The organism is Fodinicola acaciae (assembly GCF_010993745.1).
GTDB classification, from domain to species: domain Bacteria; phylum Actinomycetota; class Actinomycetes; order Mycobacteriales; family HKI-0501; genus Fodinicola; species Fodinicola acaciae.
Map to the genome: position 1 here is coordinate 2,184,667 of NZ_WOTN01000001.1, position 21,794 is coordinate 2,206,460.

General features: G+C 69.0%; 16 protein-coding genes. 3 read left to right on the plus strand and 13 right to left on the minus strand.

Annotated elements, in window-relative coordinates:
- Window positions 1-381 precede the first annotated feature (381 nt).
- The 9 genes from argH to GNX95_RS10190 form a co-directional block, all read right to left on the minus strand.
- Entirely contained in the window at window positions 382-1,836 is a 1,455-nt protein-coding gene (gene argH, locus GNX95_RS10150; RefSeq protein ID WP_163506842.1) for an argininosuccinate lyase, read from the minus strand.
- Between the two features lie 8 nt (window positions 1,837-1,844).
- Window positions 1,845-2,342, minus strand: a complete 498-nt coding sequence (locus GNX95_RS10155; protein WP_163506843.1) for an arginine repressor — start codon at window positions 2,340-2,342, stop codon at window positions 1,845-1,847.
- Window positions 2,339-3,262 (minus strand): ornithine carbamoyltransferase, encoded by a 924-nt coding sequence (gene argF, locus GNX95_RS10160; protein ID WP_163506844.1) that lies wholly within the window; start codon window positions 3,260-3,262, stop codon window positions 2,339-2,341. Before argF ends, GNX95_RS10155 begins: the two co-directional genes overlap by 4 nt.
- Window positions 3,259-4,425, minus strand: a complete 1,167-nt coding sequence (locus GNX95_RS10165) for an acetylornithine transaminase (RefSeq protein WP_163506845.1) — start codon at window positions 4,423-4,425, stop codon at window positions 3,259-3,261. Before GNX95_RS10165 ends, argF begins: the two co-directional genes overlap by 4 nt.
- On the minus strand, window positions 4,422-5,315 hold the full coding sequence (argB, locus tag GNX95_RS10170) for an acetylglutamate kinase (RefSeq protein WP_163506846.1): 894 nt from the start codon (window positions 5,313-5,315) through the stop codon (window positions 4,422-4,424). The genes GNX95_RS10165 and argB overlap by 4 nt, the downstream gene beginning before the upstream one ends.
- Window positions 5,312-6,463: a bifunctional glutamate N-acetyltransferase/amino-acid acetyltransferase ArgJ gene (gene argJ / locus GNX95_RS10175; protein WP_163506847.1), complete on the minus strand. Its 1,152-nt coding sequence runs from the start codon at window positions 6,461-6,463 to the stop codon at window positions 5,312-5,314. Before argJ ends, argB begins: the two co-directional genes overlap by 4 nt.
- The gene (argC, locus tag GNX95_RS10180; protein WP_163506848.1) at window positions 6,460-7,473 is read right to left on the minus strand and encodes an N-acetyl-gamma-glutamyl-phosphate reductase; all 1,014 of its coding nucleotides are present in this window, start codon (window positions 7,471-7,473) and stop codon (window positions 6,460-6,462) included. The genes argJ and argC overlap by 4 nt, the downstream gene beginning before the upstream one ends.
- Window positions 7,474-7,731: 258 nt before the next feature.
- A complete protein-coding gene (locus GNX95_RS10185) occupies window positions 7,732-9,306 on the minus strand; it encodes an AfsR/SARP family transcriptional regulator (RefSeq protein WP_163506849.1) in 1,575 nt (524 codons plus the stop codon).
- 538 nt (window positions 9,307-9,844) lie between these two features.
- Window positions 9,845-11,077 (minus strand): Nramp family divalent metal transporter, encoded by a 1,233-nt coding sequence (locus tag GNX95_RS10190; protein ID WP_163506850.1) that lies wholly within the window; start codon window positions 11,075-11,077, stop codon window positions 9,845-9,847.
- Window positions 11,078-11,381: 304 nt separating this feature from the next.
- Between GNX95_RS10190 and GNX95_RS10195 the strand changes: the two genes are divergently transcribed.
- A complete protein-coding gene (locus GNX95_RS10195; RefSeq protein ID WP_163506851.1) occupies window positions 11,382-12,158 on the plus strand; it encodes a class I SAM-dependent DNA methyltransferase in 777 nt (258 codons plus the stop codon).
- A gap of 363 nt (window positions 12,159-12,521) precedes the next feature.
- Here GNX95_RS10195 and pheT read toward each other — a convergent pair whose 3' ends face one another.
- On the minus strand, window positions 12,522-15,002 hold the full coding sequence (gene pheT, locus GNX95_RS10200) for a phenylalanine--tRNA ligase subunit beta (RefSeq protein ID WP_163506852.1): 2,481 nt from the start codon (window positions 15,000-15,002) through the stop codon (window positions 12,522-12,524).
- Window positions 15,003-15,006: 4 nt separating this feature from the next.
- The gene (gene pheS, locus GNX95_RS10205; RefSeq protein ID WP_163506853.1) at window positions 15,007-16,074 is read right to left on the minus strand and encodes a phenylalanine--tRNA ligase subunit alpha; all 1,068 of its coding nucleotides are present in this window, start codon (window positions 16,072-16,074) and stop codon (window positions 15,007-15,009) included.
- Between the two features lie 329 nt (window positions 16,075-16,403).
- On the opposite strand from pheS, the gene GNX95_RS10210 reads away from it, so the two are divergent.
- Both GNX95_RS10210 and dacB read left to right on the plus strand, forming a co-directional pair.
- Window positions 16,404-17,888 (plus strand): serine hydrolase, encoded by a 1,485-nt coding sequence (locus GNX95_RS10210; RefSeq protein WP_163506854.1) that lies wholly within the window; start codon window positions 16,404-16,406, stop codon window positions 17,886-17,888.
- Window positions 17,889-18,040: 152 nt separating this feature from the next.
- Window positions 18,041-19,618, plus strand: a complete 1,578-nt coding sequence (gene dacB / locus GNX95_RS10215) for a D-alanyl-D-alanine carboxypeptidase/D-alanyl-D-alanine endopeptidase (protein WP_163506855.1) — start codon at window positions 18,041-18,043, stop codon at window positions 19,616-19,618.
- A gap of 323 nt (window positions 19,619-19,941) precedes the next feature.
- Here dacB and GNX95_RS10220 read toward each other — a convergent pair whose 3' ends face one another.
- Complete coding sequence (locus tag GNX95_RS10220) at window positions 19,942-20,808, minus strand: CPBP family intramembrane glutamic endopeptidase (RefSeq protein ID WP_163506856.1); 867 nt, start codon at window positions 20,806-20,808, stop codon at window positions 19,942-19,944.
- A gap of 185 nt (window positions 20,809-20,993) precedes the next feature.
- Entirely contained in the window at window positions 20,994-21,779 is a 786-nt protein-coding gene (locus GNX95_RS10225; RefSeq protein WP_163506857.1) for a TrmH family RNA methyltransferase, read from the minus strand.
- Window positions 21,780-21,794: the final 15 nt, after the last annotated feature.

Sequence of the window (21,794 nt, forward strand, 5' to 3'; positions counted from 1 at the left end):
GCCCCAGCCACACTCCTGGTCCGGTTTGTCCGTTCTCCCCCGTCGGCGAGCTCTGCTTGAGCACATTCTGGCCGGGCCTGCCGCGTACGCAAACCAACCACGCACGAAAGCTCGGCAGGCCCGGCCAGAATGTGCTCATCCTCCGGACGCCGGCGGGGGAGAACGGACAAACCGGACCACACCACAAACACAACCGCACCCGCCGCACCCAACCCAACCAACAACGAAACCCCGCGCGCCCCTCCCCTTGAGGTCGCCCTCCGCGCAGGAGCGCCCGCCGCGAAGGCGCCACCACCCCCAAACGCAACAAAAATGAGAACCCAACCACCCCAAACGCAACAATCATGAAAACCAGCCGCTCCTAGGACACTCCTAGACCGACTACCCCCGAGCAGCCCACTCCCGCTGGACCTCGACATCATTCCGGGCCCCAGCCAGCTGCTCGCGTACGCGCTCAGGCGCCGTCCCCCCGATGGCATTGCGCGAGGCGATGGAGCCCTCGACGGTGAGCACTGAGCGGACGGCTGGAGTCAGGTGTGGGGAGATGGCGGCGAGGTCGGTGTCGGTGAGGTCGGACAGCTCGATATCGCGGGCTTCGCACGCGCGTACGCACTCGCCGGCGATCTCGTGTGCGTCGCGGAAGGCGACGCCCTGGCGGACGAGCCACTCTGCCACGTCGGTTGCCAGGGTGAACCCGAGTGGAGCGGTTTCGGCCATCCGTTCGGTGTTGAAGCGGATCGTCGAGATCATCCCGATGAACGCGGGCAGCACCGTCTCGAGCGTCTCCAGTGAGTCGAAGACCGGCTCCTTGTCCTCCTGCAAGTCACGGTTGTACGCGAGCGGCAGGCCTTTCAGTGCGGTGAGCAGACCGCTCAGATTTCCCACCAACCGGCCGGTTTTGCCGCGCGCGAGCTCGGCGATGTCCGGGTTTTTCTTCTGCGGCATGATCGACGAGCCGGTCGCGTACGCGTCGTCCAGCACAGCGTAGAAAAACTCGGCGGTCGTCCAGATGACGATCTCCTCGGCGAGCCGCGACAGGTTCACACCGAGCATCGCGAGGACAAACGCCAGCTCGGCGGCGAAGTCGCGGGAGGCGGTGCCGTCGATCGAGTTGGCCACCGGTCCATCGAAACCCAGCTCGCTGGCCACGAAAGCCGGGTCGAGTCCGAGCGACGAGCCGGCCAGTGCGCCGGAGCCGTAGGGCGAGTACGCAACACGCGCGTCCCAGTCGCGCAGTCGCGACGCGTCCCGTGCGAATGCCTGCACGTGAGCCAGAAGATGATGCGAAAGCAGGACGGGCTGCGCGTGCTGCAGGTGCGTACGACCTGGCAGCGGCGCACCGAGGTGTTGCTCGGCCTGGTCGCACAACGCCTCGGACAGTTCGGCCAGCAACCGGCCGACGACACGTGCGTGGTCGCGGCAGTACATCCGGAACTGCGTCGCGATCTGGTCGTTGCGCGACCGGCCGGCACGCAGCTTGCCGCCGAGCGCGCCGAGCCGCTCGATCAGGCCGCGCTCCAACGCCGTGTGTACGTCCTCGTCGTCGATGGTCGGCTTGAACTCGCCGGAGCGGCAGGCCGCCTCCAGGTCGTCCAGCGCGGCGAGCATCGAGCCGAGCTCCTCGGAGGTCAGCAGGCCGGCTCGTGCGAGCACCTTCGCGTGAGCGCGTGAGCCGGCGATGTCGTACGGCGCGAGCCGCCAGTCGAACTGGACGGACACCGAGAGCTTCGCGAGCGCGTCGGCGGGCCCGCCGGCGAACCGGCCACCCCAGAGTCGGGTCGGTTGCTGCGTCGTCACGTCATCCGACCCTACGTGAGTATCGGTTGTGGAAGCCATTGAGGTCCTTATTCGGCGCGCTGAGCCCAGCGGCGCATTTTCTCGGCCAGTTTCTCGCCGCCATCGGCCTCGCGAGCGATCACCAGGATGGTGTCGTCGCCGGCGATGGTGCCGAGGATGTCGGAAAGCCCGGAGCGGTCCAGTGCCGATGCCACGTACTGGGCCGCGCCAGGCGGTGTTCGCAACACCACCAGGTTGCCGTTTGCCTCGGCCGAGGTCAGCAGCTCCTCCAGCACGCGGACCATCCGCGCCGGCGCGTCGACCGAGGGCCGCAGCGGCCCCTCCCCTTCGTCCGGCATCACGTACACCGACGGCTCGCCGTCGGCGCCACGCAGCTTCACCGCGCCGAGCTCCTCCAGGTCGCGCGAGAGCGTGGCCTGCGTGACGGTCAGCCCCATCTCGGCGAGCAGGCTCACCAGCTCGGCCTGCGACTTGATCGCACGCGTACGGACGAGCTCGGCGATCCGCGCGTGGCGCGCGGCTTTCGTCGGTGGGGCCGATGTCATGAGTTCTCCAACAACCAGGCCAGGAGCGCCTTCTGCGCGTGCTTACGGTTGCCGGCCTGCTGCCACACCGCGCTGTACTCGCCGTCCATCACCTCGTCGGTGATCTCCTCGCCGCGGTGTGCCGGCAGGCAATGCAAAACAACCACGTGATCGGCCGCACGAGCCACCGCGGCACTGTCCACTGTGTACGGTCGAAACGGACCGTGCCGGTCGGCGCCGTCGTTCTCCTGACCCATCGAGGTCCAGGTGTCGGTCGCCAGCACGTCCGCGTTTTCCGCCGCCTCGCGCGGATCCCGCAGCACGGCGACCGATCCCCCGGTCTCCTTGGCGATCGTCTCCGCCTTCGCCACGACCTCAGGCGACGGGTCGAAACCTTCCGGACCGGCGACACGTACGTGCATGCCGGCGGTGGCGCCGGCGACCAGATACGACGCCGCCATGTTGTTGCCGGCATCGCCGAGATAAGCGAGCGTGACGCCGGACGTGCGGCCAAACTTCTCTTTGACCGTCAGCAAGTCCGCCAACAGCTGACACGGATGGAAGCCGTCGGTGAGTGCGTTGACCACCGGCACGGTCGCGGCTGCCGCCAGCTCGGCGATCCGGTCGTCGCCGAAGGTACGGATGACGATCGCGGACACGTACTCGGACAGCACGCGAGCCGTGTCGGCGACCGTTTCTCCGCGTCCCAGCTGCGAATTCCGCGCGTCGACGACGATCGGATGCCCACCGAGCTCGGCGATGCCGGCGTCGAAGGACAGCCGCGTACGCGTCGACGGTTTCTCGAAAACCACGGCAATCGACCGCGGACCGGCCAGTGGCTGGCGGGCGTACGGCTCGGCTTTCATGGCGGCGGCCAGCTCCAGCACCTCGGCCTGCTCGGCCGGTGTGAGGTCGTCGTCGCGCAGGAAATGCCGGGTCACGTGCTCGCCCTGTCCAGCGCCGCGGGCAAAGCGGCGATGAAACCGTCGGCCTGTTCGTCGGTGAGGACGAGCGGCGGCGCCAGCCGGAGCACCTCCGCGGAGGTGGCGTTGGCCAGATATCCGGCCTCCTGCAGGAACGCCTGCGTTTGCTTGGCGATCGGATCCGTTGTCACGACACCGAGCAACAGGCCGGCACCGCGCACCTTCGCGATTTTCGGATGTTTCAAGGCGTCGATGCCGCTGACGATCCGCTCTCCGAGTGTTTTCGCCCGGTCCAGCAGACCGTCGGACTCGATCGTGTCCAATGTGGCCAGTGCGGCGGCGCAGCAGATCGGGTTGCCGCCGAAGGTCGTGCCGTGCATGCCAGGCGTCAGAAGCTCAGCGGCAGGGCCGAAAGCCAAGCAGACGCCGATCGGCAGGCCGCCGCCGAGCGCCTTCGCGACGGTGACGACGTCCGGCTCGATCCCTTCCGCCTGGTACGCGAACCACGCGCCGGTCCGGCCGATGCCGGTCTGGATCTCGTCGATGGCCAGCAAAGCGCCTTTGTCGGCGGTGAGCTGACGCGCGGCGCTGAGATATCCGGGTGGCGCCGGAATGACGCCGGCCTCGCCGAGGATCGGCTCGATGATGACCATCGCGGTTTCCTCGGTGACCGCGGCTTTCAGCGCCTCCACGTCACCGAACGGCACGTGCGTGACGTTTGGCAGCAATGGCTGGAAAGGCTCGGTCTTCGCGGGCTGGCCGGTCAGCGACAGCGACCCCATCGTGCGGCCGTGGAACGCCTCATCGGTCGCGACCAGGTGCGTACGACCGGTGCGCCGCGACAGCTTGATCGCCGCCTCGACCGCCTCGGTGCCGGAGTTTGCGAAATATGCCCTGCCATAGCGGCCGGTCAGCGCGAGGAGTCGTTCGGCCAGCGCGACGACCGGTGGTGTGGCGAAGAAGTTCGAGACGTGCGCGAGCGTGGAGACCTGCTCGGTGACCGCGCGTACGACCGCCGGATGCGCGTGGCCGAGCGCGTTCACCGCGATGCCGCCGAACATGTCCACATAGGACTTTCCGGTTTCGTCGGTGACGACAGCGCCTTCGCCACGCACCAGCGCGGCGCGTGGCGGACCGTACGTGTCCATGATCGACGATTGCCACTGATCGAGGATGCTCATGACGGGTCCACCATCGTTCCGATCCCCTCCGGGGTGAAGATTTCCAGCAGTACGGAGTGCGGCAGCCGGCCGTCGATGACGTGCGCGCCGGTGCAACCGCCTTGCACGGCGCGCAGGCACGCCTCCATCTTCGGCACCATGCCACTGTCCAATGTGGGCAGCAGTTTTTCCAGGTCGGCGGCGTTGATCCGGCGGATCAGCGAGTCGCGGTCCGGCCAGTTGGCATACAGGCCCTCGACATCGGTGAGCACGATCAGCTTCTCCGCGCCGAGCGCGATCGCCAGCGCGCCCGCGGCCGTGTCGGCGTTGAGGTTGTGCACCTGTCCGTCGGTATCCGGTGCGACCGTGGAAATCACCGGGATCCGGCCGGCCTCGATGAGGTCGGTGACGGCGTCCGGGTTGACGCTTTCGACATCGCCGACCAGACCGACGTCGATCGCCTCGCCGTTCACATACGCCGACCGGCGCGTCGCGGTGAGCAGCCGGCCGTCCTCGCCCGACATGCCGACCGCGTACGGCCCGTGCGCGTTCAACGTGTTGACCAGCTCGCGACCGACCTGGCCGACCAACACCATCCGTACGACTTCGAGAGTTTCCGGTGTGGTCACTCGCAAACCGCCGCGGAACTCGCTGTCGATGCCGAGCCGGTGCAGCATCGAGGAGATCTGCGGACCGCCGCCGTGCACGACGACCGGCCGGATTCCCGCGGCACGCAGGAAAATCAGGTCCTCGGCGAAGGCCTCGGTGAGCGCGCGGTCGGTCATCACGTGACCGCCGTACTTGATCACCACGACCTTGCCGTAAAACCGTTGCAGCCATGGCAAAGCCTCGATCAGCGTCTGCGCCTTGACGATCGCTTCCACGGCGTGCGCCGGAATCTGCGTGGTCACGTCGAGTACGCCGAGTTCTCGTGGACGTAGGCCTCGGTGAGGTCGTTGGTCCAGATCGTCCCGGACTCAGCACCGGCGTGCAGGTCGACGCGTACGTTCACCGCGCGGCCGTCGAAAACGACCTTCTCCGGCGACTCGTCCGGCTCGCCACCCGTGCACACCTGGACCCCGTTGATCGCCACGTCCAGTTGGTGTGGCTCGAAAACCGCCTTGGTCGTGCCGGCCGCGGCGAGTACGCGTCCCCAGTTGGGGTCCTCGCCGTAGATGGCGCATTTGAACAGCGAGCTGCGAGCGACGGCGCGGCCGACCTCCAGTGCATCGGCCTCAGAGGCAGCGTTGACGACCTCGATGGTGATCTCGTGCGCGGATCCCTCGGCATCGCCGAGAAGTTGCATCGCCAGATCCTGGCAAACATTCGTGACGGCGGCCGTCAGCTCGTGTGCGTCGACGCTCACGCCGGAGGCGCCTGACGCCATCAACACGACCGTGTCGTTGGTCGACTGGCAGCCGTCGGAATCGAGGCGGTCGAAGGTTTTCGCGGTGGCGGCGCGCAATGCCTCGTCGCAGATTTCGGTGTCCACGACGGCATCCGTGGTGATGACGACCAACATGGTGGCCAATGCCGGCGCGAGCATGCCGGCACCTTTCGCCATGCCGCCGACACTCCAGCCTTCGGTGCGTACGAGCGACTGCTTGGAATGCGTGTCGGTCGTCATGATCGCCTCGGCGGCGTCGGCGCCACCATCGCGCGACAGTTGGTCGGCCGCGACGCGTACGCCTTCGAGCAGCTTGTCGCGATGGAAATTGACGCCGATCAGGCCGGTGGAGCAGACGATCACGTCGACCGCGCCGGCGCCGACGAGTTCGCCCACCAGCTCCGCGGTGGCGTGTGTCGTCTGGAAACCCTGGGCGCCGGTGTAGCAGTTGGCGCCGCCGGAATTGAGCACGACGGCTTTTGCGTGACCGTCGCGGATCGCCTGCTCGCTCCACAGCACCGGATTGGCTTTGCAGCGATTACTGGTGAAAACGGCCGCGGCCACGTCGAGCGGACCGTCGTTGACGACCAGAGCGAGGTCTTTGTTGCCGCTGTCCTTGAGTCCGGCGGTGACGCCGGCGGCGCGGAACCCGGCCGGAAACGTGACGCTCACGGTGCCACTCCGTTGATCGGCAGGCCGGTCGTCTCGTCCAGACCGAGAACAATGTTCGCATTCTGTACGGCCTGGCCGGCGGCGCCCTTGCCGAGGTTGTCGATCGCGCTCGTGACGATGAGCCGTCCCGAGTCGATGTCGACGCCAGCCTGCAGATGTGCCGAGTTGCTGCCGAAAGTCGCCGCCGTGTGCGGCATCTGCCCCTCCGGCAGGACGTGCACGAACGGCTCGTCGCCGTACGCCGCCTGCAAAACCTCGCGCACGTCCTGGGCTTTTGTCGTCTTTGTTGGCTTGACCGTCACGGTGGAGAGGATGCCACGCGGCATCGGCGCGAGCACCGGTGTCATCGACACCGATGCCGCTTTGCTGGCCTGCTTGATCTCGGCCACGTGCTGGTGCGCGCCGATCTTGTACGGCGACAGGTCGCCCATCACCTCACTGCCGAGCAGGTGCGGCTTGGCCGACCGGCCGGCACCGGACGTGCCGGAGGCCGCCACGATCACCACGTCGTCCGGCTCCGCGATGCCGGCGGCGATCAGCGGCGCGAGCGCCAGAATCGAGGCCACCGCATAGCATCCGGTGTTGGCGACCCGTTTCGCGCCGGCGATCAGCTGGCGCTGACCCGGCAGCTCCGGCAGTCCGTACGTCCAGCTGCCGGCGTATGTGCCGCCGTAGTAGCGGGCCCACGCGGCCGCGTCGGTGAGCCGGAAGTCCGCGCCGAGATCGACGATCGCCGTCTGTTCCGGCAGTTTCGCCGCCAAGGCCGCCGACTGTCCGTGCGGCAACGCCAGAAACACCAGGTCGGCGCCGGCCAGCGCGTCCACCGTGGTCTCCTGGAGGACCAGCTCGGCCAGCGTGACCAGCTGTGGATGCACCTCGCCGAGGCGCTTCCCCGCCTGCTCGTACGCCGTCGCCGCCGTCACCTCCAGCTCGGGATGTCCGGCCAGCAGGCGCAACACCTCCCCACCCGCGTATCCGCTGGCGCCCGCGACCGCCACCTGTAACCCCACCGGATCTCCTCTCGCCTCCGTACAACTATGCACTAGGTCGCATAATCATGCAATCGTGTCGCCGGCCACGCCAGTGGTTTTACGCCGCCGCGCGTTCAACGTTGGAAAATTCGGCGTCGCGCAAAACAAACCGGCTCGTAAGCGGCACCGGCGAAGATGTGTCCGGGCTCGTCACCGAAGGTCCACCACCAGGCAGCGGCGGCGAGTATCGGTGTGGTCGACGGCAGCGAAAACCTGCCCCCTGCCGTCGACCTCGCCTCAGCTGACCTCCAGCGCGAAGAGGCGCACCAACTCCGAATAGCGATAGCGGCCCGCTTCGACGTCAAGCAGCCGCACGTCGACGAGCTGGTCAAGGATGTCGCCGGCGGCGCGGGAGGGGATGCCGAGCGCCGCGGCGGCCGTCTCGCCGGTGAGGTCCTTCAGGACCGCCAGCCGGCGAAAGGCCGAGCGTACGGGTGGCGACAGGCCGTCGTAGCCGGTGGCCAGACACGCCCGTACGCCTCGGCCGGCCGGCGAGAGCAGGCCAAGCCGCCGCGCCGGATCGGCGAGCGCCTCCGCCAGGCCGGCGACCGACCGCGTGGCCAGCTCGTCATGAGCCGCCTGCAACGCGACCGGCAGTCGCTCGCACAGCGACACGATCGACAAGGCGGCCGCGTCCCGGCGATCGGTGGCGAGCACGGCCAACGCGTCGCGCTCCGGCAGCGGCGCCAGGTCGAGCTGCCGCGCCGGCAGGCCGGCCAGCCGTACGCGGCTGGTGACGATCACGCCGCAGCTCGGCGTGCCCGGCAGCAACGGCTCGACCTGCGCCTCCGTGGTCGCGTTGTCGAGCACGACGAGCACGCGGCGGTCGGCGACCAGGCTGCGAAACAGCGCGGCGCGCTCAGCGGGCTCCTCCGGACTCTCGGCGCCGAAGGCGGCCAGAAACCGGCCGAGCACGTCGTCGCCGGCGCGCAGGTCGCCGTACAGCTGGCCGTCCGGATAGTCGTCGCGTACGAGGTGCGCCAGCCGGATCGCGAGCGCGCTCTTGCCGACTCCCCAACGACCCGAGATCGCCACCGCACCGGCACGCAGGAGCGCGCGCAGCTCGGCGAGCTCGGCCTGGCGGCCGCGGAAACCGGCCGGTGCCGGCGGCAGGCCGTCGACCTCCAGCTCGGCGTCGAGCAGCGCCTGCAGCACCTTCTGCAGCTTGGCGCCAGGCTGGACGCCTGGCCCGAGCGCGCGGCGACTGTCGTGATATGCCTCGATGGCCTCGGCGCGGCGGCCGCTGCGGTCGAGCGCCGTCATCAGCTGGCCGACGAACCGCTCGCGCGCCGGATGCTCGCGTACCAGGTGGCGCAGCTCGCCGACCAGCTCCGCGGCCTGACCGGCGGCCAGGTCGGCGTCGATCCGCGCGGCGACCGCGGTCAGCCAGGCCTCCTGCAGCCGCGCCGCCTCCGCGCGTACGCCCGGGTCGTCGCTGACCTGGTCGTACGCCGGACCGCGCCACAGCGCCAACGCCTCGCGCAGCCGGCCGGCGGCCACCTGCCGCTCGAAGACCTCGGCGTCGACCTCCTCCGGCCGTACGTGCAGCGTGTAGCCGCCGGGTCCGAGAGTCAGCCGCGCCGGGTCACCGAACAGCTGCCGGAGGTGGTGGATCGCCACCTGCAGGCTGTTGGCCGCCGTACGCGGTGGCCCGGCCGGCCACACGGCCGCGATCAGCCGCTCCGCCGACACCGGCCGGCCGCGGGCGCTCAACAACACCGACAGCACGATCCGCTGGTTGCCGGACCGCAGCGCCACCTCCGGCCCCTTGTCAGGCAACACCGCGAGCGGCCCCAGCACGCGGAACCGCATCGCACCTCCCTGCCTCTTGGTCGCTGGCACCGTAACAGCCGGTCCCAAGGAGGTGCGTATGCCACCTGCGAGGAGGGGCGGGTGGGTGGTTGTCCGTGGTGCCGGGGGAGCTGGGTCGGGGTGGCGGTAGGTGGTGCTTCGTGTGCTGTTGCGTTGGAGAGGGTGGTTGGGCGTTTCCCTCGGGGCGTTGGAGAGGTGGTTGCGTCTCTTGTTGGTCGCGCCAGGGGGTGGTTGGGCTTTCTGGTTGTTGCGTCAGGGGGTGGTTGGGTTTCGCCTGCGCGGCAGGCGCTCCTGCGCGGAGGGCGACCTCAAGGGAGGGGGGCGCGGGAACGCCAATCGGTGTGCATGGGGGTGCGGGCGGCGGTTGCGTGCGGGGTCGGGTTTTCCGAGCTTGCGCGGTCACGTGTTGGAAGCAACCCGTCGGTATGGACGCCGATCACGGGTGCTGGTGTGGCTCATGTGGCTGACAATGCAGGTGAGGCGGGCTGACTGCGTAATACTTGGCCAACAAGGCATTAAAACGGACATTTTGTCGCGCTTAGGCGGTGATCGTGAGATAGACCAGGGCTACGTTGAGGACGATCACCGCGCCGGCGATGGTGCTGGCGATGATCGTCGTCGCGGGGGCGTTTACCGACTCTCCCATGATGCTGCGCCGGGCCGTGAGTGCGACCAGCGGGATCATGACGAACGGGATGCCGAAGGACAGCACCACCTGCGACAGGATAAGGGCCCAGGTTGGATCCACGCCGAGGGCGAGGATGGCGACCGCCGGCATCAGGGTGATCACCCGGCGTACGAGCAGTGGGATGCGGCGTTTGAGCAGGCCCTGCATGATCACCGCGCCGGCGTAACAACCGACCGAGGTGGAGGCGAGGCCTGAGGCGAGCAGGCCGATCGCGAACAGCAGTGCGACTGGCGCGCCGAGCACGTCGCCGATGGCGGTGTGCGCGCCTTGCAGCGTGTCGACGCCAGGCCGGCCGCGCAGCGCGGAGGCGGCGAGCAGGACCATGGCGAGGTTGACGGTGCCGGCCAGCAGCATCGCCAGTACGACGTCGTACCTGGTGGCGGTCAGCATCCGTTTGCGGTCGTCGCCGGCCACCATGCCGTGCCGGTCGCGCGCGAGCGCCGAGTGCAGGTAGATCGCGTGCGGCATCACGGTCGCGCCGAGCATGCCGGCGGCCAGCAGCACGCTCTCGGTGCCGGCGAAGCCCGGCAGCAGGCCGCCGGCGACGCCGGCCGGCGACGGCGGCGACCAGAACAGGCCGGCCACGAAGCCGACCGCGATCACCAGCAGCAGGCCGGAGATCAGCCGCTCGAACGGCCGCTGACCGCGCCGGTTCTGTACGGCCAGCAGTCCCAGCGACACCACGCCGGTGACCAGTCCGCCGACCAGCATCGGCAGGCCGAAGAGAAGGTTGAGCGCGATCGCGCCGCCGATCACCTCGGCCAGGTCGGTCGCCGCCGCAACCACCTCGGCCTGCAGCCAGTACGCCAGCCGGGTCGGCCGGCGCATCCGGTCGCGTACCACCTCCGGCAGTGACCGACCGGTGGCCAGGCCCAGCTTGGCGGACAGATACTGCAGCAGGCCGGCCATCAGGTTGGCCACCACGATCACCCAGACGAGCAGATAGCCATAGCGCGCGCCGGCCGACACGTTGGTCGCGACGTTGCCGGGGTCGACGTACGCGACGGCGGCCACGAAAGCCGGGCCGAGCAGCGCCGAGGACGCGACCAGTCGCACCATCCGCGGCTTGACCCTCTGCAGCATGACTCGTTTCTACCCGGCCGGAGCCCCGCTGACGAGAGCCGGCCGGCGACGACCCTCGGTCATAGGAATGGCGCTCGCCAGTCACCGGCGCCGATGTGACCAACAAAATCTTGCGAGCGGCCATCTTCGCTGGTAAACACGGTAAACGACGCCTCGGCGACGCGGATATTCGTACGGTTAAAGATGCTGACAGTCAACCAGCTCTGCTATTGTGACGAGACCGCGAATTTTTTTCACCTCTACCGAGTTTTTGGCGCTATTCCTCGACGACCTCGCCTCACGAGAGCGAAGGAGCAACCGCACCATGCCGGTAAGTGATGCCTCGATCCCTGCCACAGAGCCAAAAAACCAATTCCGGATCGCACTACCAGAGCCGTCCACCTCCTACGACCAGGACGCCGAATGGTGCCTGGTCGACGTCGATGGAAAATGGCGAGAGTTCCGTTTTCACGACTATGCCGACATCTATCGGATGCCAGGACTGTACGAACAGCTTTTCCATCGCGTACTGCGCTGCACCTCACCACGGACCATCGCCACGCTGCTCGCCGGCGGGCTGCGAGAGGACGGCACGCCGGCCGCCGACCTGCGCGTGCTCGACCTCGGCGCCGGCAACGGCCTGGTGGCCGAGGAACTGACCCGGATCGGCGTCGGCTACCTGGTCGGCGCCGACCTGCTGCCGGAAGCCGCCGAGGCGGCACGCCGCGACCGGCCGGGGACCTATCGTGACTATCTCGTCGCCGACATGGCCAACCTGACCGCCGAGCAGACGACCCGGCTGCGCGACCACCGGTTCACCGCGCTGACCTGCGTGGCGGCCCTCGGCTTCGGTGACATCCCGACCGACTGTTTCCGCGTCGCGTACGACCTGGTCGCCGACGGCGGCTGGATCGCCATCACGATCAAGGACGACTTCCTCTCCGACCGGGACACCTCCGGCTTCTCCGGCCTGATCAAGCGCGCCGTGCAGGACGGTGCGCTCAAGATCGTGGAGTCGCACACGTACGAGCACCGGCTGTCGACCGATGGCACGCCACTGCGGTATGTAGCGGTCGTCGGCCGGAAGCTCAGCGACCTCTAGATGGTCGAGGAAGCGCGGACGAGCAAGTCGACCCACCTGAGTCACAACAGCATTGGCGGCCTCAAGAGTCACACCAGTCACAGCGCATGGCGGCCACGTGGCAGTGAAAGCCGTTTTTCTTGCATCTAGCGCCCCATGAACCACGCAAGCCAGACATTTAGCGTTACAGATCCTTGTCCGTCCCACATAGTGGCCCGTCTCGCCATCTACCAGGACGCCACGGCATGCCCGACACCGCGCAATTGGGCGAAAGGTGCATGTAGCGCTCCGACAGCCAGCGCCTCGGTTTTGCCGCCCCTATGCTAGAGTCCACGGCACCACCGGCAAAACCGAGTCGGCACAATCGGGTCCCGATTGTGACGGTCAGACGCGCTGGACGGCTCCACACCGGCGTACGGCCTCGTCGACCGCCGACTGTCGCGCCGCCGTCGCCTCGTCGACGGTCAGCGTGCGGTCCGGCGCGCGGAAGCGCAGCGTGTACGCCAGGCTCTTGCGGCCGGCGCCGACCTGCTCACCGGCGTAGACGTCGAAGAGCCGTACGTCCTCCAGCAGCTCACCGGCACCGTCTCGCAGTGCCGCGGCCACGGCGGCCGCCGGCGTTGCGGCCGGCACGGTGAGCGCCACGTCCTGGGTCGCCGGCGGATAGCCGGAGACCTTCGGCGCCGACGGCTCCGGCGTGCCGGCGTCCAGGACCAGTGTGAGGTCGAGCTCGGCGGCGACCGTTCGCTTCGGCAGCTCCAGCGCCTCGCACACCGCCGGATGCAGCTCACCGGCATAGCCGACCACCGCGCCGTCGACCCTCACCGCCGCACAGCGGCCGGGATGCCACGGCGCCTGCTCGGCGGCGGCCAGCTCGATCGTCACGTCGGCGGCGTCGGCGACCAGGCGTACGGCGTCGATCGCGTCGGCCCAGGTCAGCTCGCGGCCGCGACCCCACCAACCGGCCGGCTCAGCCGCGCCTGTCGCGGCGATCGCCACGTGCTCGTGCTGGATCGGCAGGGCCGCGTTTTGCGCGGCGATCTCGTCGTCGGTCGGCTTACGCGCACCGGCGAGCACCGGTGCCGGCCGCCGGTCGGTCCGCTCGACGAAAACCGTGCCGGTCTCGTACGCCGGCACGTCGCCGAGCCCTCGGCCGAGGTTGCGAACGACGGTCGCGAGCAGGCCGGGCAGCAGACTCGAGCGCAGGAACGCCTGATCCGACGAGAGCGGGTTGGCCATCCGTACGAGCCGGCGCCGCTCGTCGTCGGCCGGCACACGCAGCGCGTCGAGCACGTCGGCCGACTGGAACGGGAACGACGGCACCTCGACGTATCCGCCGTATGCCAGCGCGCGCGACACCGCACGGCGACGGCGCTGCCGGCGGGTCAGGCCGCCACCGGCCGGCGCGGCCGGCAGCACCGGCTCGATGCGGTCATAGCCGTCGACGCGCGCGACCTCCTCGGCCAGGTCGGCCATCTCGACCAGGTCGGGCCGCCAGGTCGGTGGCGTGACGGTCAGCAGGTCCGCACCGGCGACCGTGCAACCGACCTGCTCCAGCCGGCGCGCGACGGTGGCGCTGGAGTAGTCGACGCCAACCAGCTTCGACACGCGCGACGGGTCGAGCTCGATGGCCGTCGGCGGCTCCGGCGCGCCGACGATGCCGACACCGCCCTCCGCGCGCGCACCGCCGTACGTGGACAGCAGCTCGGTCGCGAGCGCGATCGCCACCGGACCCATCTCGGGGTCGACGCCGCGTTCGAACCGCCGGCCGGCCTCGGACAGCAGCGCGTGCCGGCGGATCGTCCGGCTGGTGGTGCGCTGGTCGAAGTGCGCGGCCTCCAGCAGTACGTCGGTGGTCGCCGCGGTGATCTCGCTGTGCGCGGCGCCCATCACGCCGGCGATCCCCTGGATCCGCTCGTCGTCGACGATCAGCAGGTCCTCGCCGCCGATCAGCTTGCGCTCGACGTCGTCCAGCGTGGTCAGCGTCTCGCCGTCGGCGGCCCGCCGCACCAGGATCCGGCCGGCCAGCTTGGCCAGGTCGTACGCGTGCATCGGCTGACCGAGCAGCAGCATCACGTAGTTGGTCACGTCGACGGCCAGCGAGATCGGCCGTACGCCGGCCTTCGCCAGCCGCGCGCGCATCCACAGTGGACTCGGTGACGCCGGGTCGAAACCGCGCAGGACGCGATAGCTGAACCGGTCACAACCGGTCGGATCGTCAATGACGACGGGGAAAGCCGGCTCGTCGCCGGCCGGCAGCTCGACGGCTCCCTGGTCGGCGAAGTCGGTGTCCAGCTTCGCGGCCAGCTCGCGCGCCAGGCCGCGTACGGACAGCTGATAGCCACGGTCAGGCGTCGGCTCGGTGACCAGCACCGAGTCGTGCAGGCCGAGCAACCCCACCGCGTCGGCGCCGATCTCGGTGTCCGGCGGCAGCACCATGATGCCGGTGTGGTCGTCGCCCAGGCCCAGCTCGCGCGCCGAGCAGATCATGCCGTCGGACACGTGACCGTACGTTTTCCGCGCGGTGATGGCGAAACCGCCGGGCAGCACGGAGCCGGGCAGCGCGACGACGACCCGGTCGCCGGCGGCGAAGTTTTGCGCGCCACAGATGATGCCGCGCACCGCATCGTCGCTGTCCTTTGTGGACACTCGGACCTGGCACCAGCGGATCGGCTTTTTCAGGCCCTCCAGGACCTCGAACTCCAGCACCTCGCCGATCACCAGGCCGGACACGTCGGCCGGGCCGGTGGTGACGATCTCGTCGACCTCGACACCGAGGTTGTCGAACAGGTCGGCGACCTCGGCCGCGGTCTTGCCGGCGAGCGCCGGCACGACCTCGACCAGCCACGAAAGCGGGACCCGCATGGTGCTATGCCTCCAGTCCGAAGTGGCGGGTGAAACGCAGGTCGCCTTCGGCGAACTCGCGCAGGTCGGCGATGCCGTGCCGGAACATGATCGTCCGGTCGATCCCCATGCCGAACGCGAAACCGGAGTATTCGTCCGGGTCGATGCCGGCGGCGCGCAGCACGTTGGGATGCACCATGCCGCAGCCACCCCATTCGATCCACCGGGGCCCGCCCTTGGCCTGTGGGAACCACAGGTCAGCCTCGGCACTCGGCTCGGTGAACGGGAAGAAGTGCGGCCGCAGCCGGGTTTTGGCGGCCGGGCCGAACAGCGCCATCGCGAACCGGTCGAGCGTGCCGCGCAGGTGCGCCATGGTCAGGCCGCGGTCCACCGCCAGGCCCTCCACCTGCGCGAACACCGGCAGGTGCGTGGCGTCGTATTCGTCGTCGCGATACGTGCGGCCCGGCACCACCACGTACACCGGCAGGTCGCGAGAGAGCAGCGAGCGCAGCTGGCCGGGCGAGGTGTGCGTACGCAGGACGACGCCGTCCTCCGGCGGGTCGAGGAACAGGGTGTCCTGCAGGCTGCGGGAGGGATGGTCGCGCTTGAAGTTGAGGCCGTCGAAGTTGAACCACTCGGTCTCCGCCTCCGGCCCCTCGGCCACCTCGTATCCCATCGCGACGAACGTGTCGGCGATCAGCTCGGAGACGGTGGTCAGCGGATGCCGCGCGCCGACCGGCCGGCGACCGCCGGGCAGCGTCACGTCGACAGCCTCCTCGGCCAGTACGCGCGCCTCGCGCTCGGCGGCCAGCTGCTCGCGGCGGCCGTCGTAGGCGGCCTGGATCGCCTGCCGGGCGTGGTTGACCCGCTGGCCGGCGTCCTTCTTGGCCTGCGGCGGCAGCGCGCCGATCTCGCGGCGGGCCAGCAGCACCGGCGAGCGGTCGCCGAGATGCGGGGACTTCAACGCGGTCAGCTCGTCGAGGTCCGCGGCGGCCGCGAACGCCTTCTCGGCCGACTCGACGGCCGTCGTCAGCGCTTCCTCGCTGAGCGCGGCGACCTGTTTGGGATCGTACGGATCGTTGGCACCTGACATCGCTGTGTGATCGCTTCCGGTGTGCGGACTCTGCCTGTCGGAGAGTCTATGGAGTCGGTCGCTCGCGGCTGCGCCGCGGCCCGCGAGACCGGCGCGCTGCGCTCAGGCAGCTGAGCGTGCGTCGAGAACGGCCCCGGCGGGCCGTGGAAATCGACGATCACACATCACGTAACGATTCTACCACTGACCGTTCCGCGACTTTCGGCCGATAAGCACCTTCGGCGGCCGGCGACGTCGATCGCCTGTTATAACGTTGGAAAGCATTTTCGCCATACCGCTGTCCGATCCGAAGTTTTCACCCTAATAAACACACACGGAGGGCAAACTTGATGAAATCCCATCGGCGCAGACTGCCGTGGTACGGCGTCGCCGCCGCCGCGACGGTCGCCGCGCTGGTCGCGACCGGCGTGGTCGTCGCCGGCATCGGCAACGCCTCGGCCGAGACCACCGGCGGCCAGAGTTGGCGTAACGCGCGGTTGGCCGCGCAGTTGCGGGCCGCGGTCGCGCAGCAGGACTGGAAGAACGTCCTGGACACCACCCCGCCCGGCTCGACCGCGGCGCGTCTGGTCGGCAAGACCCAGGCCGAGAAGGACGGTGCGGAGCCGTCGCCGGCTCAGGTGATGCAGCGGCTGCGTACGCTTGCCACCGCGCAAGCGACGCCAGCGCCGATTCACCAGAACCCGCAGCTGGACGCGGCGGTCATCGAGCTGGACAGCGCCGGCCGGCCGATCGCCGCCGCCGATGTGGTGATGAGCCCGCAGTATCCGACCGGCAAGATCGTGCCGCTGGACGCCAACCTGTCCACCGACCAGGTCCGCTATCGCGCCTGGGACGATGACACCTGGGACAACAACAACGGCCAGGGCGTCAAGGACGCGATCCCCGGCCGCGAGAACGCACCGATCGACTTCATGTCGCCGTATCCGGCGTCGGTGTTCAAGATGATGGTCGGCTTCGGCGTGCTGCAGCTGGTCGACAAGGGCGAGATCTCCCTGGACGACCAGTACGCCTACGACCCGACCGGGGCACCGTCCACCAGCTCCTGCGGCGGAAAGGTCACCAAGCCGATCCGCCAGTTCTTCGACGAGATGATCACCGTGTCACGCAACGAGTCCGCCTGCGCGATGGTCAAGCTGCTCCACCAGCACAACTACGTCACCGGCCTCAACGACTACTTCGCCGGCATCGGCCTGCCGATGCTGCAGATCAACGGCACCCGCCCGGTCGACGGCGGCCGCTGGGTCGACAACATCATGAGCGCCCTGGACACCGCCAAACTCTTCCTCATCCTCAACGGCACACCGGGCACCCTGTGGAAGGCACCGGACGGCACACCGGTCACCCGCGACGCACTCAGCGCCACCTCCCGCGCGTTCTTCCTCAAGGAACTCAACGAACAGGCGCTCAACCAAGCCCTGTCCACCACCAACTGGTGCGGCCGCGCCTACCCCGCGCCCGGCATCCCGCAGAGGATCTCCGACCGGTGGATCAACCCCGCCGACGGCACCGTCACCGCCGCCGGCCGCGTCTACGGCCAGGACGTACGCCCCTGCCAGGCAGCCGCCCAGGTCAACTTCGCCCACAAGACCGGCTTCGTGGACACCTCCGGCAACGACGCCGGCATCGTCGACTCACTGCCCGGCAAAACCAGGCGGCACTACATCATCGCGGTGCACTGCAACCTCGGCAACCGCTACATCGACCCCAACCGCCCCGCCGACCCACCCGGCATCTACCCCGTGCAGTACTCCGAGAAATACGGCCTCTTCGGCAAAGCGGTCGACACGATCGTCACCGGCCACCACAACCCGTAGCCGACAGTTCGCGGCCCCGGTTCAACCCGACCGGGGCCGCTTCTGTTTTGCCGGCACTACCAGGTGCGTGCGGAATATGCCCACGGGCAGATGTGGTCTGCTACGGCGGCTGGCTACGGTCCATGGATCCGAATGCAAGAGAGGATTTCGCAGTGACGTATCGCCGCACTGCCGGGGCTTTGTTGAGCCTCCTGGCGCTCGGGGCGCTGAGCGCCACGCTGGTCAGTACGCCGTCGGACGCGGCGATCCCGCGCGCCGTGGCGCACCAGGATCCGACGCTGCCGGCCGACCTGGACAAGATCCTCGCCGATCCGCGGCTGGCCAACGCCGTCTACGGTGTGGACGTACGCGTCGCCGCGACGGCCACCAGCCTCTATGCGCACACCGTCGACGCGGCCGTGACGCCGGCGTCGAACACCAAGCTGTTCACCACTCTCACCGCGCTGGACCTGCTCGGCCCCGACCACCGCTTCCAGACAACGGTCGGCGCGACAGGCCCGCTCGGCGGCTCGACGCTGCGTGGCGACCTCGTGCTCAAGGGCACCGGCGACCCGACCGTACGCGCGGCCGAATATGACGCGCTGGCAGCGAAAATCGCCGCGAACGGCGTACGCACCGTCACCGGCCGGCTGCTCGCCGACGACACCTACTTCGACAGCCAGCGGTGGAACCCGCGCTGGGATCCGACGGACGCTCCGTTCGCGTACGCGTCGCAGATCTCGGCGCTGACGCTTGCGGTCGACGACGTCTACGACACCGGCGCCGTACAGGTCACCACGACGCCGACCACGCAGGGGCAGCCGGCCGCTGTCGCGCTGAGCCCGGCGACCGGCTACGTGACCGTCGACAACCGCGCCACCACCGGCGCCGCCGGCTCAGCCAACACATTGACCGTCGACCGGCCGGCCGGTGCCAACAAGGTGGTCGTCACCGGATCGATCCCGGCCGGCGGCGCGGCCGTCGTCAAGCTCCGTACGGTCGAGGACCCGGCGCTCTACGCGGCCAGCGTTTTCCGCGTCGCGCTTGCCAAACACGGCGTCACGGTGGCCGGCGCGACCGCGCACGGCACGCTGCCGGCCGGCGCGCCGACGCTGGCCGCCCGGCAGTCCGCGCCGCTCAGCGCGATCCTCACGCCGTTCCTCAAGCTCAGCAACAACGGCATCGCCGACATCCTGGCCAAGTCCATCGGCAAGAAGGTCACCGGCGTCGGCAGCTGGAGCGCCGGTCTGGGGATCGTCAAGGCGCACGTACGCGCGTCCGGCATCGACACGTCGGCGATGCGGCTCTTCGACGGCTCCGGCCTGTCCTTCGACGACCACACGTCGGCACGCTCGGTGGCCGACCTGTTGTCGGTGGTGCGCAAGCGGCGCTGGTTCACCACCTTCTACGACGCGCTGCCGATCGCCGGCAAGCCCGGCCAGCTGGTCGGCGGCACCCTGGAGACCCGGATGGTCGGCACACCGGCGGCCGGCAACGTCCACGCCAAGACCGGCACGCTGACCGGCGCCACCGCGTTGTCCGGCTATGCCACCGCACCGGACGGCACGCCGCTGGTTTTCGCGATCATCATGAACAAATACGCGACGCCGACGCCGACCGACCTGCAGAACCGGATCGCCATCCGGCTCGCCGGCGGCCCCGGCTCCACACCAGCGGCCGCGAAGATCGCACCGCAACGTCACGCCGCCGGCCACAAGGAGCTGGAGCCTTCCTGGCAACGCTGGCGCTAAAGAAAATCCGCAGGGACTCCCCACGTGCACCAGGCGCCAATGCCAGGAACTTGAGGTCGTCCGGATCGCTTTCCCTGTCTCGCGCATCGAGCGCGGAAAAATCCCGCATCTGAGGGCCAGTCGTACCGGGATGTGACCACACTCGACCAGCCGTCACCACAGATCCTGGACCACGACCACATCCGCACACTCAGGACGGCCGCAGCATGCGGTGAACGGAGCATCCCGTGCATCAGACGCACGGGGTGGGGAACCGACCCAACCGAGACCGACATTAAGTTCCTGGCATTGGCACGAGGCGCACGCGGGAGTCCCTGCGATCTTCAGCGCAGATAGGCGGCGAACGCGTTCAATGCGGAGTACGTCAGAGGCAGGCCGGCCACCGGGATCGACACGACGAAATGCGCGATCAACAGCGGCAGGATCCGCCGGTGCAGGTGCGAGATGACGCCGGCGAACAGTCCCCAGACGAAGTACGCGGCCATGAAGACCGGCACACTCCCCCAGGCCCACGCGTACGCGCCATACTGCACACCGAAGGCCACCGCGGTGATCGGGATGCCGATCCAGGTGTGCCGGGATCGCGCGATCAGCCGTGGCTGGACGTAGCCGCGATAGTGCATCTCCTCGAACAGCGAGTTGGCCAGCGGGAACAACAGTGCGATCAGAATGCTGTACCAGAGCGGAAAACTCAGCGCGACCTGCGGACCCATCCGGTCGACGAACAGCCGGTTGACGCCGTTGACCAGGCTGATCAGGTCGGTCGGCCGGGCCAGCAGATAGGTGACGCCGACGAGCGTGACGGTGAACAGCAGCTGCAGGCCGAGCAGCCACAGCAGGCTCCAGCCGAGGTCCTTCAGCACCGGCACCAAGCCGCCGCGGAAGCCGATCAGCTGGCGCAGCCGGAAACCCTCGGCGTGGCCGCGCCAGATCAGGATCTCCAGGCTCACCAGGTTGGCGACCAGGGTGAGCGGCATCGCCGCGGTCAGCGCGTAGAGCAGCTCCTGCGGGCTGTGCAGCAGCCGCGCGACACCGAAGACGACCCCCATGCCGACGGCGATGATGCCGAGCCGCAGGAACAGCAGGCCGAGCGGCCAGCCCCAGCCGACGGCTCCGGAGCGTACGCCGGACCGCGCCACCCGGACCGCGTCGAGCTGGCCCGTCCGGGCCCTGGCACTTGCCATCACCATGTCCGACCACCGTGGCGCCGCCCGCAGGCACGCGCGTCACCCTGAACTGCCCCGCTGCCGATCATCGCCACCAACCCTAGCCAGCCGGCACAGTGGCGTACGGCCGTTTCGCCGCATTAGTGCCCGGACGGCCACCGAGATGTCCACAAAGCCACATTCTTCCGGCCCACACCGGCCAGCGTTTGTCACCTCTGTGAGGATGCCGTTGTGTAGAGGCACACAGCGGCGGCCGCGGCGAGGTTGAGGCTTTCCGCCTGACCGAAAATCGGCACCCGTACACGCGCGTCGGCGAGGGTGGCGACCGTGTCCGGCAGACCGCGTGCCTCGTTGCCGAACAGCCACGCCGTCGGCTCGGCCAGCCGGCCGGAACGGGCCTCCTCGAACAGGTCGGCCTCGCCGTCGCCGGTCGCTGCCAGCACGCGTACGCCCGCGGCTCGCAGCGTGCCGATGATCTCGGTAACGTCGCCGCCGCGTACGACCGGGAGGTGGAAGAGGCTGCCGGCCGACGCCCGTACGCACTTGCCGTTGTAGACGTCGACGCTGCCGTCGGTGAGGACGACCGCGCCAGCCCCGGCCGCGTCGGACGTACGCAGGACCGTGCCGGCGTTGCCGGGCTCGTTTGCCTCCACCAGCACCGAGACCAGCGACGGCCGCAGCCCGGCCAGCGGCACGTCGATGAACGAGCAGACCGCGACGATCCCTTGTGGCGTCACGGTTTCCGAGAGGCCGGCGAGCGCCTGTTCGGTGGCCAGGTGGACGCGTACGCCCTGCAGCATGTCGTCATATCGTGCGGCGGCCTCAGGAGTCGCGAAGACCTCGACGTCCGGCAGCCGTACGGCCTCGGACACGGCCTGCGGTCCTTCGGCGAGAAACCGCCGGGTCTTGTCGCGATGCGCGCGCCGCGTCAGCTTGCGCGCAGCGACAACCCGGGGGGTCCGCTCGGTGAAGAGCGGGCCATCCCCGGGTTGCATGAAGGAAGGGAGCGG